Origin of the sequence: Polyangium jinanense (assembly GCF_028435265.1) — a bacterium.
Classification (GTDB): Bacteria; Myxococcota_A; Polyangia; order Polyangiales; family Polyangiaceae; genus Polyangium; species Polyangium jinanense.
On record NZ_JAGTJK010000062.1, the window covers coordinates 1 to 14,444 of the forward strand.

At 69.3% G+C, this 14,444-nt stretch carries 11 protein-coding genes; 8 read left to right on the forward strand and 3 right to left on the reverse strand.

From position 1 onward, the window contains the following. Positions 1-601: 601 nt before the first annotated feature. Positions 602-1,675 carry a hypothetical protein gene (locus KEG38_RS47730; protein WP_272427600.1) on the reverse strand — a complete coding sequence of 358 codons (1,074 nt, stop codon included), beginning with the start codon at positions 1,673-1,675 and terminating at the stop codon, positions 602-604. A 112-nt stretch (positions 1,676-1,787) separates the two neighbouring features. Then, a complete protein-coding gene (locus tag KEG38_RS47735) occupies positions 1,788-3,305 on the reverse strand; it encodes a ferritin-like domain-containing protein (RefSeq protein ID WP_272427602.1) in 1,518 nt (505 codons plus the stop codon). 148 nt (positions 3,306-3,453) lie between these two features. On the opposite strand from KEG38_RS47735, the gene KEG38_RS47740 reads away from it, so the two are divergent. From KEG38_RS47740 to KEG38_RS47775, 8 genes are all read left to right on the forward strand, one after another. Next, a complete protein-coding gene (locus KEG38_RS47740; RefSeq protein ID WP_272427604.1) occupies positions 3,454-5,010 on the forward strand; it encodes a protein kinase domain-containing protein in 1,557 nt (518 codons plus the stop codon). Positions 5,011-5,193: 183 nt separating this feature from the next. After that, entirely contained in the window at positions 5,194-6,675 is a 1,482-nt protein-coding gene (locus tag KEG38_RS47745) for a PEGA domain-containing protein (protein WP_272427605.1), read from the forward strand. 63 nt (positions 6,676-6,738) lie between these two features. Continuing rightward, entirely contained in the window at positions 6,739-7,581 is an 843-nt protein-coding gene (locus tag KEG38_RS47750) for a hypothetical protein (protein ID WP_272427607.1), read from the forward strand. A gap of 168 nt (positions 7,582-7,749) precedes the next feature. Next, entirely contained in the window at positions 7,750-8,571 is an 822-nt protein-coding gene (locus KEG38_RS47755; protein ID WP_272427608.1) for a hypothetical protein, read from the forward strand. 76 nt (positions 8,572-8,647) lie between these two features. Further along, the gene (locus tag KEG38_RS47760; RefSeq protein WP_272427609.1) at positions 8,648-9,757 is read left to right on the forward strand and encodes an isopenicillin N synthase family dioxygenase; all 1,110 of its coding nucleotides are present in this window, start codon (positions 8,648-8,650) and stop codon (positions 9,755-9,757) included. A gap of 64 nt (positions 9,758-9,821) precedes the next feature. Next, the gene (locus KEG38_RS47765) at positions 9,822-11,192 is read left to right on the forward strand and encodes a M16 family metallopeptidase (RefSeq protein WP_272427610.1); all 1,371 of its coding nucleotides are present in this window, start codon (positions 9,822-9,824) and stop codon (positions 11,190-11,192) included. Beyond that, positions 11,189-12,742, forward strand: a complete 1,554-nt coding sequence (locus tag KEG38_RS47770; protein WP_272427612.1) for a M16 family metallopeptidase — start codon at positions 11,189-11,191, stop codon at positions 12,740-12,742. Before KEG38_RS47765 ends, KEG38_RS47770 begins: the two co-directional genes overlap by 4 nt. Positions 12,743-12,956: 214 nt before the next feature. Further along, a complete protein-coding gene (locus tag KEG38_RS47775) occupies positions 12,957-13,325 on the forward strand; it encodes a response regulator (protein WP_272427613.1) in 369 nt (122 codons plus the stop codon). A gap of 79 nt (positions 13,326-13,404) precedes the next feature. On the opposite strand, the gene KEG38_RS47780 is transcribed toward KEG38_RS47775, so the two are convergent. Then, positions 13,405-14,439, reverse strand: coding sequence for a formylglycine-generating enzyme family protein (locus tag KEG38_RS47780; protein WP_272427615.1), 1,035 nt, complete (start codon positions 14,437-14,439; stop codon positions 13,405-13,407). Between the last annotated feature and the right edge of the window lie 5 nt (positions 14,440-14,444).

Consider the following 14,444-nt stretch of genomic DNA (forward strand, 5'->3'; position numbering starts at 1 on the left):
TCTTCCAACGGGCCCGTTGGAAGACCAGGGACAGCGTTGCCAGTCGAACGGTCAGCGCGGCTGTTTTGGTTGGCAGGGGTCGTTCCTCGGCCTGTTCGATGAACTGCGCATCGCGCAGTTCATCGACCCCGGGTCCAGCGCTTGCGCTGGTCCGGGTCCAGGGGCGGATAGCCCCTGGTGGGGCCTGGGGCAACGCCCCAGCGAAGCGCCTCCCAGATGGAGCGCGACGCGCCTTGCGCGCGCGCAAATCGCCCGATGGCGGCTGCTCGGTGCGTGTTGCACGCGCGCAAGGCGCTCCAAACGATCTGCGCGGCGTGCCTTGCACGTGCTCGAGGGACGTCGAGCACGCGGCGCGGGAGCGCTTGCGCGTGTCCCAGCGTCGCCGTGACGTGTTCCTGCGGCCCTTGCATCGACGCAAGCGCACGGATCACCGCGTCACAGCCGCGCCTGCTCCGGTGCATCCCGCGCTGTGCACGTGTCCCGGGCGCCTTCGCGCCGGTGCAAGGACGACCGCGCAACCGCTCGCGCTCGCTTTGCGTTCGTGCTGCCGCGGGCGCCGCTCCTGCCCCACCTCGCGAGAGCAAGAATCAGTCGGACAGAGCTACCGCCGGCCCCAGAATGCCACGAGGTCCGGCAGCGCGGTCGTCGAGAATTGAATGAGGTGCAGCATGTGCGTATAGGGCCCGGTGCCGCCGTACCCGCGCACGTGCAGCTCCCCGCGGTGCGCCTCGGTGAGCGGCTCGAGCGGCTTCATGTACGCGTTCGGGACGACGTGTTTCATCGCCGGCACGTTCGGCAAGGGCTGAAAGACGTTCGTCGGCGTGCGCGTGACGCCCACCGATTCGAGCACGAAATCGGTCGTGCGATGCGCGTTGTGATAGCCGTACGTCTCGATCTCCGAGTGCACGATCGAGAGCAGGACCTTGCTCTCCACGGCCTTCTTCGCGAATCGGCGGGTGGGCTCGATTTGATCTTGCTTGAGCGCCTTCGAGTGCGGGTCGTATCCGCAATGAATGGAGTCGACGAGGACGATCGCGTTGATCCGATCGAAAAACTCTTCGTGCTGGAGGATCTTGATGATGCCGCCGTAGCCCGAGCTCCAGGCCGAGAGGCCGATGCGGCGCAGGCGGGCGTTCTTCAATCCACGCGCGACCATGACGTCCTGCGCGCGGGAGAGGATGAGCCGGAGGCCCGCGGGATTGGCGAACCTGTCCTCGTAGACGCCCGAGCCGACGCCGAGGTTCAGGATGGCCACGACGGCGTTGACGCCCGCGAATCCGTAGTTTTCCTCGACGAGGTCGGTGTTGCCGTTGAGGTGCAGGACGAGGTCGTACTGGCCGTCCTCCGACGACCACGACGGCGGGAACATCAAGAGCCCGCCGGCGAGCGGCGCGCGCCAGGAACGATCGAAATGGGCGTCCGCTCGTTCGCCCGGCCTCGCGGGCGCGACAGGCGGAGGCGCGGGCGGCGTTTCCTGGGCGAGCACCGCGGGCACCGTCGCGGCTGATGCGCTCGCAGGCGGGGGCGCAGGCGCGGGCGGGGAAAGCGGCGCCTCGACCTGCACGGCCGCCGAGGCCATGGGCGCCGATCGCGAGCCCAGCGACAAGGCCGCGAGCCCCATCGCGAGGAGCGCGAGGCCGCCGAGGGCCATAGGGGCGCGGGCACGGCGAAGCATGCGGTCAGAGACCAGCAGACCGGATTTTTCGCGCTTGTGTCAAGGGAGAAACGCGCGGCTATGGGCTTTGAACCACAGAGCCGCGCGGCGTCAGGAGCGCGCGCGGAGCGGCTCAGGCATTGAGGTCGGCCGAGACGATCGACGCGGCGACGGGCGCGAGGAGCGCGTCGGTGCAGGGACGCACGACGTCACGCAAAGCCTGCCGGCGGAGGGCGCCAAGTTGCTTGGAGGACAAAAGGCCGACGTCCTCGGCCACGACGGCGCGTCGGATCGACGGGTCTGCGGACGCGGCCTCGATCGCCCGATCGAACGTGGCGCGGGCGAAGCGGCGCGTGTCCTCGTCGGCGCCGGCGAGCAGGAATCGCAAGGTGCGCCAGGCGAGCTCGGCGTGACGCTGCTCGTCCTCGGCGATCCGGGCGTGGACCTCGCGCAGGACGGGATCACGCACCATCCCCGCGAGCGCGAGCGCCTCGGCCGCGCCGATCGTCTCGCCCACGCAGGCCTCCTCGATGAGGGAGCCGAGCACCACGCGGAGATCCGTGTCGAGCGGGACCCCCGTGAGATCGAGCTTCGAGGGGCCGATCGGGCGATCCGCATACCGGCTCGCGAGGGCATACCCGACGCGGGCGTGCTCGACCTCGTCGGCGGCGGCCTGTTGCGCGGCGAAGAGCAGGTCGGGCGGCGCGCCGAGGGCCATGAGCTGGAGGGTGAAACGCGCGAAGCTCGCGACGGACGCGTGTTCGAGCGCGGCGATCTCGGTCCACGCCTCGGCGAGCGCGGTCCGCACGGCTGGATCGAGCGTCTCGGTGTCGGGCGTGATCGAAGCGAGGATCCAGTCGACGCGGGCCGAGGCGGGCGCGGTGCGGGCCGCGCCGGCGACGAGCAAGGGCCTGCCGATCGCGCAGTTTTGCGTCTCGCAGTTGAACGTGCCGGCCTCGCCGACCGTGCTGTACGGGAGCGTCGCGCAAGAAGAGCCGGCCATGCAATCGGCATCGACGCGACACGTGTCCGTGTCCGCGCGGCATGCGAGGCCGATCTGCTGGAAGCAGCCGTCGTTGAACGAGGTGATGCCACACTCGCCGCTCGCGCAATCGGCGTCGGTCGCGCATTTCGCGATGGCCGAACAGCGCGACCAGGCGACGTCATTCTCGACGACGCCCTGACAGACGCAGACCGAATCGGCGCCGCACTCGGCGTCGTTCGCGCACGAGTACACGCAGCCGCAGGAGGGCCCGGGGACTTCGAAGTTCCCGTCGTGGTGGATGCACTTGCCATGGGGCTTGGCCGTGCAATCGGCGTCCGACGTGCAGTCCTTGTACATCTCGGTGCCTTCGCAGGCGGCCGCGTTGATCGTGGGATCACACGCGACGGCCGCGGCGCGATGGATCGTGCCGTCGTCGCAGCGCACGTAGCCGCTGTCGGAACCGTCCGCGAGCAGAATGGGCGTCCCGCCGACGCAACCGGATGAACCGCCGCTGCTCGTGCTCGAGCTCGTGCTCGAGCTCGTGCTCGAGCCCCCGGAACCACCCTCGCCGCCGCCCTCCACGGTCGATCCGCATGCGATGGCGGAGAGGCCGAGGGCGGCGAAAATCGAGAGGCGCAACGAAAGAAAAGCAAGCCGATCGTGCATGAGAAGTTCCTCCTCTGAAGTGGAGAGCCCGATGGTACGGCGGCCGGCGCCGCAAAGGAAGGATGGATGATGTCGAGATCCGGCGCACGCTCGCGCCCGCATCGAAAGCTCGCGCGCCGGCGCGGCGGGCGCTACCCTCGCGCGCCGTATGCTGAAAGCTTCCGACGTGGTGGCGGGTCGCTTCGAGATCGAAGCCGTGCTCGGCGAGGGCGGCATGGGCATCGTGTATCGCGCCCACGATCTGAAGCTCGCTCGGAAGGTCGCCCTGAAGACGCTCGCAGCCGGCGACGAGGAGGCCGCGGCGAGGGCGCTGCGCGAGGCACGGGCCGTCGCGGCGCTCGATCACCCGAACGCGATCGCCATCTACGACGCAGGCGAATGGGAAGGGCAGCCGTTCATCGCGATGGAGCTCGTCGAAGGCGAGACGCTGCGCGCGTACGTCGGCGATCCGAGCGTGCCCGTCCGCCGCAAGATCCGCTGGCTCGTCGACGTGGCCCGCACGCTCGCGGCCGCGCATCGGGCGGGGATCGTGCACCGGGACATCAAGCCGGAGAACGTGATGGTCCGGCGCGACGGGCGGGTGAAGGTGCTCGACTTCGGCATTGCGCGGCGCAGCCAGGCGCCCGTGGATCCCGCGGGCCCGACGGCGAAGCCAAACGCGCCGTCGCTCGCCACGAAGGGCGGCGTGAGCGGGACGCCGATGTACATGGCGCCCGAGCAGGTGCGCGGGAAGGCGGCGGACGGGCGGACGGATCAGTTCTCGTGGGCCGTGCTCGGCTACGAGCTCTGCGAGGGGACGAGGCCGTGGGACGCGCACGACGCGCTCTCGATCGTGGCGGCGATGATGTCGGAGCCGCCGCGGCCGATGCAAGCCGAGGGCGTGCCCGCGGCGCTGCGCGAGGTCCTCGGCCGCGCGCTCGGGCGTTTGCCGGCGGAGCGATACGGATCGATGGACGACATCGTCGAGTTGCTCGAGCCGCTCGCGGAGGAGGCGGATTCGAAGGGGCCGAAGGGCGAGCTGCGCGTGGCCCCACGGCCTTCGCCCGGTTCGATCACGGCGGGGCGTTACTCCACGCAGGAGCTCGGGCAGGCGATCGCGCTGGCGCTCGAGCGCAAGGCGAAGATGGAGGCGGAGGGGCGCAAGTACGCGTATGCGGATCTCGCGGCGGCGGCGCGGGAAGTCGGAGTCGAGGAGGGGGAGCTGCGCGCGGCGCTTCTGGCGCTGCGGCCGGCGCTCGATCCGGTCTCGCCGGCGACGCCTCCGGCCCCGGCGGAGGGGCAGACCGCGCGGCGGGCCCGTCAAAAGCAGAAGCTCGTCCGGCACGCGGCGATGTGGGGCGTCTTCAGCGTGTTTTTTTTCCTGCTCGACATGCTGACGGCAGGAGGCGTGTGGTGGTTTTTCCCGGTACTCGGCTGGGGCGTGGGGCTCGCCGCGCACGCGGTGAAGTATCTGACCCCGGTGGATCCCACCCCCGAGGAGGAAGCCGAGCTGCGCCTGCGACAGGAGATCCGGCGGGAGAAGCTCGCGCGAAAGCGCGGGGGAGAGCGCATGCGGATCGCGGCCGGGGGCAAACGTGTCGAGGAGCTCCCGCGGCCCGAGAAGGACGCGCGGGAGGCAGAGGAGGTCGCGGAGCTCGCGGCGCTCGCCGAGGAAGAAGCAGGCCAGCGGGCGGCGCGCGGCGAAGGGCGGCGCCGGGCACGTTGAAATACGAGAACGATAATGGGGAGACAAACCGGCACCGAAATATTCTTCTGTCATGAAACACGCCGCCGATTGACTGGAAGGTCGAGCGACCGGGGACCGACGACGCGGACGGAAGTGTACGGCACGGAAAGGGCGTACCTTTTTTCTTGTGAACGGCGCGGGGGTGCGTTCCAATGCTGGCGCATGGAACGACGATGGGCTCGGCCGGACGGTGAGGTCCGGCGTACAACGAACCAAGGGCGCGCGGCGTGGGCCGCGCTCGGGCTCGCGGCAGCACTGGCGAGCGTTACATCTCCCGCCGCAGCGGACGCACCGAAGTCGAGTGGGGCATTACCCGCGAAGCCGACGGCGCCGGCCGCGCCGCCCGCGGCGCCCCCGGCCGCAAAGGCGCAGGCCGCCCCGGCGGCTCCGCCGGCGGCGCCTCCCGCCGCTGCGCCCGCTGCGCCTCCGGCAGGTGCAAAAGCACAGGCCGCGCCCCCCGCGGCGCCTCCGGCCGCGCCGCCGGCAGGCGCAAAGGCACAGGCTACGCCCCCCGCCGCGCCGCCCGCAGGCGCAAAGGCACCGGCCGCGCCTCCCGCCGCGCCGCCTGCTGCGCCGCCGGCAGGCGCAAAGGCACAGGCTACGCCCCCCGCTGCTGCGCCTCCGGCGTCGCCGCCGGGGACAAAGGCCCCCGCCGCGCCGGCGGATGCAAAGGCGCAAGCTGGGACGCCGGACCAGAAAAAGGATGCCGCGCCCGCCGACGCAAAGGCGCAGGCCGGGGCCGATGCAAAGGCGCCGGCTGAGCCGCCTGCGGATCCGCAGAAGGAAGCGGCGAAGAAATTGGAGGAGGGTCTGCGGGCGCAGAAAGCCGGCCAGCACGGCAAGGCCCGCGAGGCGCTCGACGCTGCGTTCCGGCTCAAGCCAAACGCGGAGATTGCACTCGCCCTGGCGCGCTCCGAGATGCAGCTCGGAACGCCGCGCGACGCGGCCGAGCACCTCGCGTATTTCCTGCGCGAGGGCCAGGCGGCGAAGCCCGAGGACCGTCAGGCGGCCGAGAAGATGTTCGCCGAGGCGAAGTCCAAGGTCGGCACGCTGATCGTGAGCGTCGACCAGGACGGGGCCGAGGTGAAGGTCGATGGCAAGCCGGTCGGGACGTCGCCGCTGAGCGGCGCGGTCTTCGTGGAGCCCGGCCCGCGGATCCTCACGGCGCGCAAGGAAGGGATGCCGGAGGCCAAAAAAGAGCTCACGGTCGCGGCCGGCGCCGAGAGCACGGTGCCGCTCGTGGTCACGCCCCCGCCGCCGCCCCCCCTGGCGAAACCCACGCCCCCGCCGCCGCCCCCGCCGCCGGCGCGGAACAAGACGCTGATCCTCGCAGGCGCGGGCATTGCGGGCGGGCTCGCGCTCGTGAGCCTCGGGACGTTCATTGGGTACTCGGTCGTCGAATCGGGGAGCTTTGACACCTGGGAGGCGAATCAGTGCACGCGAGCGAATCAGCAATGCGTGAATGACTTCAATGACGCGCAAGGGACCAGCACGGCGCTCGGGACCACGTCCCTCATCACGTTGATCGGCGCGGGGGTCGTTGGCGCCGGTACGGCGGTGTACGCATTGACGGGCAAGCAATCGCAGCCTTCTGCGTCCTTCCACGTGACGCCCGGCGGTGTCGTGGTGAAGGGGAGCTTTTGATCGAGGGCTGATGCCCCGACGAACGAGAGGTTGGAATCCCCAATGAAGCGGTATGGATCATCGATGACCTTGGCTTTGGCTCTCGGCGCGTTCATGGCGGCGCTGGGAGGCTGTCCCTCCGAGGACCCGCTGCCGCCGGACACGACGGGCGGCGCGGGCAACGGCGGCTCGGGCGGGATGGCGTCGAGCTGCGGCGACGGCGTCCTCGACATGGGCGAGACGTGCGACGACGGGAACAACGCCGACGGCGACGGCTGCTCGGCCTGCGCGGTGGACGCGTGCTACACGTGTGATGCGAATGCGCCGAGCGCTTGCACGCCGAAGGCCGCGGGCGACGCGTGTGAAGACACCAAGATCTGCAACGCGACGGGCCAGTGCGTCGAGTGCATCGACAATGCCCAGTGCGGCGGCGGGTATTGCTTCCAGGATGCGTGCGCGTCCTGCGATGATAACGAGAAGAACGGCGACGAGTCCGACGTCGATTGCGGCGGTACGCATTGCGGACTGTGTGACCAGGGCAAGACGTGCGTCGCGGGTGCGGATTGCACGTCGACGTTCTGCGCGGATGGCGTTTGCTGTAGCGCCGCATGCGACGGCGCATGTTCCGCGTGCAACAACGCCGGGCTCGTCGGCGAGTGCAGCTTCATCGACAAGGGAGTCGATGATCCGAGTTACGGCATGGGTGAGTCGTGCCTCGCCACGGACGGCAAGACGTGCTCGGGGCTGGGGAGTTGCCTCTTGGTCGAGGGCGCGCCCTGTGCAAATGGCAACGAGTGCATCACCGCGCGGTGCGGCGATCCCGACATGGACGGGACGAAGACGTGCGTGAAGCAAAACGGCGAGCCGTGCACCGAGAACGCCGAATGCTTCAGCAACAACTGCATGGACGGCGTCTGCGCCATGTGACGTAGCCGCGGGGGCTCGACGAGCCCCCGCGCACCGTTCCTCAACCAGCCCCCCTTCGCGTCCTTCGTCTCTCTTCACGTCCGCCTGAAGCTCGGCTAGCGTCCGTCCGGAGGCCTCGAGGTACCGGTGAACGGAGCTTACGCACGGATCTGCGGGTGGTTTTCAGCCATGGCGCTGCTCGGGGTCGGCTGTGGCCAGATCCTCGGTCTGGATGAGTACGTGCTCGTCGACGGAACCGGCGGGTCGGGCGGAGTCACGCCGGGCTGCGGGGACGGCGCCCTCGACCCGGGGGAAAAGTGCGACGACGGGAACGATACGGTCGGCGACGGCTGCACATCCTGCGTGGTGGACGCGTGTTACGAGTGCACGACCAAGGAAGGCACGCCGAGTAGCTGCGTGGCGAAGGGGGCGGGCGACTTGTGCGCGGCGGGGCTCTGCGACGGCACGGGCCAGTGTGTCGAGTGCCTGGTCAACCAGCATTGCGGCGTCGATGGTTATTGCTTCGAGAATGCCTGCAAGAGCTGCGACGATGGGCTCAAAAACGGTGACGAGACGGATGTGGATTGCGGCGGTACGCATTGCTCGCCATGTGCGCAGGGAAAAACCTGCGCGACGATGACCGACTGCGTAACGGCATTTTGCGTAGACGGCGTTTGTTGTGCCGAAAATTGCGACGCTCCGTGCCTTGCGTGTAACGTAACGGGGGTTGTTGGAGAATGTGCTGCCATCGAGAAGTACGGCGAGGATCCCAGCTACGGCATGGGGCAGGCATGCCTGGCAGCCGAGGATAAGGCATGCACGGGTAGCGGCGGGTACTGCCTCAAGGCATTAGATCAACCATGCGCGACCAACACCGAATGCGCGTCCCTCCATTGTGCTGATCCCGACATGAACGGCACTAAGATCTGCGTGAAGGATGTTGGCGACCCCTGCACCATGAACGCCGACTGCTACACCAACAAGTGCACGAACGGCCTCTGCGCAATGTGAGGCGCCTCCGTCCCGCATCGCCACCGCCTCACACCCCCGTTGCGCCCCCTCCCCCACCCGTGGTAGTGCCCGCGCCATGACCGGCACTCTCCACGATGAAATCCCCATTCTCGATCTCCAGGACGTCGGCTCCGGCGACGTGGAGCGCGAACGACGGGCCGCCGCCGCGATCGAGCGTGGGCTCGGCCGGTACGGGCTCGTGTACGTGAAAAACCACGGCATCGACCCCGCCGCGCTCGATGCGTTCTACACCGAGTTCCTCGCCCTCACCGCCCTCCCCGAGGCCGAGAAGCGCCGCTGGGCCCGCGCAGACCTCTGGTTCCAGCGCGGATACACGCCGCCGAACACCGAAAAGGCCGTCGTCGCCGGGGGTCAGCCGGATTTCAAAGAGTGCTGGTTCGCCGCGCCCATCGAGGTCGATCCCGTCGCGGCCGAGCTCTACCCCGAGATCCACCCGCCGAACGTGTGGCCCGAAGACCGGCCCCGCTTCCGCACGTTTTACGAGGCGATCGGGCAGGCCCTGCATGGCGCCGGGCTCGCGCTCCTCCGGGCCTGCGCGGACGCGCTCTCCTTGCCGCGCGAGACGTTCGCCTCTGTGACCCGCGGCGCCCCGCACGTCACGCGCGCCTTGTTGTACTTGCCGCTCGACGAGCAACAATGCGAACATGGCGTCCTCTGGGGCGAGGAGCATACCGATTTCAATCTGCTCACGCTCCTGCCGGGCGGATGGTTCCTCGACCGGGATCGCAATCGCTGCGCGCGGCCCGACGACCGGAGCGGGCTCTTTTTGCGCACGCGGGGCACGGACGGTCGCCCCGGCGGCGATCTCGTGCCGGGCACCGCGCCGCCGGGCTGCATCGTGGCCCAGGTCGGCCAGCAACTCGAGATCTTGACCGGGGGGCGCCTGCTCGCCACGCCCCACGTGATCACCGCGCCGAAGACCCCGGGGTATGCGCGCACCTCGATGGCCCATTTCGTCCACGTGCACACCGATACGCGCCTCTTCCCGCTGCCCCCGTTCCAGACCCGCGAGACGATGATGGCGTATCGGCCGCCGGTCCTCGCGGGTACGTACGACATCAAGACGCTGGTCGACATCGGTCTCGCGCCCCCCGACGTTCTCTCGAAACTCGGCTATCGCCATTACGACAGACTCGCGAGCGTACGCGCGGGCGAGAGTCGCTGAGAAAGCCCGCGCGCGCCGGTCCGTGCGTTGAGGCCCCGGGGCCTTCGTGGTAAGAAGGCCGGCCATGCGCCTCCTCTCCCCGCGCTCGTCGTTCGTCGCGCTCGCCCTCGTCGCCGCGCCCGCGCCCGCGCTCGCGGCTCCTCCCAAGGCGGATCCGCCCCCGGCGCTGCGCCTCGCGATCCAGCGCGCGACGCTCGTCAACGGCCTCAGGGTCGTGATGAACGTGGATCACGCCTCGAACGCAGTGGCCCTCGCCGTCACCTACGATGTGGGCTCGCGCGACGAGGCACCCGGCCAGGGCGGATTCGCGCGGCTCTTCGAGCACCTCCTGTTCGGCGCCACGAAAAACCTCGCGGCGGGCGAATTCGAATCACTCGTGGCGAGCCGCGGCGGGTTCGTCACGGCGAGGAGCGCGGTCGATCGGACGGCGTATTCGATGGTCGTCCCCGAAAACGAGCTCGCGCTCGGCCTCTGGCTCGAAGCCGAACGCATGCACCGCGTCGATCTGAGCCAGGCGGCGATCGACGCCGACGAAAAGGCGCTCGCCGTCCTCGATCGGGTGCCGTACGGAAAAGCCGAGGCCCGACTCGGCGCGCTCGCGTTCGAGGGTGCGCTCGCGTATGCCCACGGGGACCACGATCGCGCGGACGTCGCCGCGATCCGCGCGTTCCACGTGGCGCATTTCGGGCCGAACACCGCGATCCTCGGGATCTCGGGGGATTTTGACCCGGACATGGCCATGAACCTCGTGCACCGGTATTTCGACGGCATCCCCCGTATCCAGGCAACACCGTTCGTCGAGCCGAACGTGCCCGAGCAGGCGGCGGAGCGGCGTGAGGTCGTCGAGGACGCGCTCGCCCGCGCGCCGGCGCTTTCGTATGGGTTCGTGATGCCCAAGCTCGGGACACGCGAGTACGACGCGCTCCGTCTGGCGCAGGTGATTCTCGGCGACGGCGAGGGCTCGCGGTTCGTCGCGCGCCTCGTGCGCGGGGACGCGCTCGCGACGGAGGCGCGGGCCGAGGTCGATGCGCGTTTCGGCCGCGGGCCAGGGCTCTTCCGCATCGAGGTGCGGCTCGCCAAGGACGCGGCCGTGTCCGAGGTGGAAAAGCGGGTCGACGCGGCGCTGAAGGAGCTCGCCGACGCGCCGCCCACGGAGGCGGAGACGATCCGGGCGCGAAAGAGGCTCGAAGCGGGGTTCGTCCTCGGCCTCGCGGGCAATCGCCAACGCGCCCTGGAGCTCGGCAAATACGAGCTCTGGAATGGGGACGCGCGTGCGGTCGGGCGTGAGCTCGAGCGGCTCGCGAGCGTGACGCCGGCGGACGTGCAAAGAGCGGCGGCGCAGTATTTCGTGACGAAACGTCGAACCGTGATCGAGACGCGGCCGAAGCCTACTGTCGCGGGCAACCTCGCGAGCACGGCGGAGGGGTCGCGATGAGGAAGCGCGCGTCTGTCCTCGGGCTTTTGGCCCTGCTCGTCGCGGGTTGTCCCGGCCAAACCGTCGCGCCCCCGCCGCTGCATACGCCGCCCGCGAAGACGGCCGAAGCGAAGCCCTCGGTGCCGCAGGCGGCCCCGGAGCCGAAGGAGCCGCCGCCCGAATCCGCGCCGCCGAGGCCGTTTTCCACGCCGAAGACGACATGGATCGAGCTGAAGAACGGCCTGCGTGTCGTGAGCCTGCTCGATCGCGCGGTACCTGTCGCGCACCTGCGACTCGTGGTGCTCGCGGGTACGGCGGTGGATGGAGAAAAGACGGGGCTTTCGGCGGTCTGCGCGCGGGCCGTGGCTTCGTCGGGAGCGGGTTCGCTCGACGCCATCGAGCTGCGAAAACGGCTGGAAGGGCTCGGCGCGAGTTTGTCGGTGGACCTGAATGCGGATCGGGTGGTGTATGGCATTTCGGTGCCCGCGCCCCGCCTCGCCGAGGCGGCCGAGGTACTCGCCTCCATCGTCGGCCGCCCGCGCCTCGATCCAAAGGAGATCGAGCGCGTGCAAGGCGCGCTCGCCGAACGCGCCGCCGAAAAGGCCCGCAGCGACGGCACGTGGGGCGCGTTGATGATGCTCCACCGCGACCTCTTCGCGCTCCCGAGCGAGCACCACCCTTATGCCTCGTTCGACGCGACGGCCGAGGAGATCGGGCAGATCAAGCCGGCCGATTGCAAGGAGTATCATCGCCGGTATTTCGTCCCGAAGAACATGATCGCGGCGATCACCGGCGATGTGCCCGCGGACGAGGTCCGCAAGGTCGCGGAAAAACACCTCGGCGGGCTCGCCGGAAAGGCCGCCCCCGCCCCCTCCTTCACGGACCCGATGCCCCCGGAGTCGACGAAGATCACGCTCGTCGACAGGCCCGGCAGCACGCAAAGCGAGATCGTCGTGGGGTCGCTCGGCCCGAAGGAGTCGGAGCCGACCTTCGCGGGTTTCGTCGCCGCGGCCGAGGTCCTCGGCGGCGCGATCACGGGGAGGCTCGCCGTCGATCTACGGAACCAACGGGGGCTTGTTTCGCGCGCCTTTGCGGAGACCGTGCCGTTCGCGAATGGGCCGTCGGCGTTTTACGTGTACACGAAGACGAACAACGAGAGCACCGGGGATGCCCTCACGGCGGTCCTCGATCATCTGCGCGCCCTCACCCAGGAGGTGCCGAGCCCACGCGAAATGGAAACCGCCGCGCGTTTCCTTGGCGGCTCCCGCGCCGTGATCACGAGCCGGCCCGGCGGGCGAGCGGACGAGCTCTGCGACCTCGGCTCCCGCGGCCTGCCCGACGAGGCCCTCGACGAGCGCATCTCCACGCTCCGCGCCATGGCGCCCGAGGCCGCGGCCAAGGCCTTCTTCGAGCACGTGCGCCCCGGCCACGCCGTCCTCGTGGTCTCGGGCGACGCCACCCGCGTGGGCCCACTTTTGCAAAGGTTCGGCGAGGTGAAGGTCGTGGACCCGACACGCAACTTCGCCCGGACCCGCACCCTGCCCGCCGCCGCGGCCCCGAGCCGACCCTGAGATACCGCGCTCCGGATCGCGAAGACGAAAACCGGAAGCGGCCCCCGGATTTCACGGGTGAAACGCGACCGCCCCGAGAGCGCCCCGGTCACTCCTGTGACCCCCCACGAAATGCCCAGGATCCGCGGGTCCCCGGGACGGAACGAGGGTTGGCCTGGCCCTTGCTAGTACGTCCCTCGTTCCTTTTTCGTGCCCGACGGGAGGGAGGTGAGACATGCCCAGCGTGCTCATCGTGGACAGCGAAAGTACTCAGCGTCGATCTCTGTCGCTGGCTCTGCGCCTCGAAGGCTACCAGGTCGCCCTCGCCACGTCCGCCGAGGAGGTCAAACACCACCTCGACGACAGGCAAGGGTATGACGTGGTGATGGTCGATCTCATGATCCCCGAGCTCAATGGCCTGGATCTGGCCCGGGAGATCCGCCACGGGTTCCCGCGGGCTCGCATCATTCTCACGAGCGCGTATCCACTCTCGCAACGCCAGCTCGAACGGACCGAGTGCGGCGCGATCGGGTTCGTCCCGAAGCCCTACGAGCTCGACGAGGTGTCCCGCTACCTGCGCTCGAAGCTGACAGTCGCGGCCTGAAGAAAGCACGGAACAAGGGACACCTCGGAGGAGCGCCCCCATTCGCTCCCCCGAGGTGTCCCTTGCTCCTTTTTGTCGGTCAGGGATTTCCGAGCCCGATGGGGTCGGCGCAGCAGCGAATGCCGAGGTTCTTGTTGAACGCATCGCGCCTGCGCTCGACCGTGTCGGACGTGCAGGACAGGTATTCCTCCAGATCCCAGAACGAACCGCCGCGATCCCGGCACTGATCGTCCTTGGGATCGTTGGGATGTCCGTCGGGCTTGCAGGAGTCCTCCCACTCCCAGACGTTGCCGGACATGTCGAAGAGGCCCGAGAAGTCGCCGCCGCCCTTGCAGTTCGTGGCGGCCTTGACCGCCTCGGGATTGCCGTTGCCGGCGTTCAGGGTGCCGTCGAAGTGGTCGTCGACGCACCTCTCCTGCTGGTATTCGTCGCCGTACGGATAGTTCCTCTCCCCTTTGTTGGAGCAGGCGTACGTCCACTCGCTCTTCGTGGAATCGTTGTACTCGTCATAGTCGAGCTGCTGGTCCCCGAACCCGCCGCAAAGGCGCTTGCCCACAGCCGCGCAGAAGGCGCGCGCGTCACACCAGTCGACGCAGGCCACAGGATGGTTGGGCTTACCCATCGGATCGTAATGGCTCGAATTGCACTGGTTGCCGCTCGCGCGCGGGACGTACGTGGTTTTCCAGCTGCAAACGGGGTCCTGGTTGTTCGGCGTCGGGTTCGTCTCGAGCCACTTCGAATACTGCAGGCTCGTGACCTCGGTCGCGTCGATGCAATAGGGACCCGTAGGGCCCTCGACGAGCACCATCGGCGTGCTGGTGATCGGGCACGTCGGGCCGCCGCCACCCCCGCCCCCCTGGCCGCCCGCGCCGCCCATTCCACCGGCGCCGCCCGCGGCGCCCATTCCACCGGCGCCGCCGACGCCGCCCGTCCCGCCGACGCCGCCCGTGCCTGCGCTTCCGCTGCTCGAGCTCGCGCCCCCCGTGCCCCCGCTCGCGCCGCTGCCCGCTTGTCCGCCGCCGCCGGGGACGGGGTTCGCGCCATTTGTATCGAGCGCACAACCGAGGACGGGAATGAAGAACACGCCGACGAGAAAAAGAGAGGTGCGTCCCATGGAAC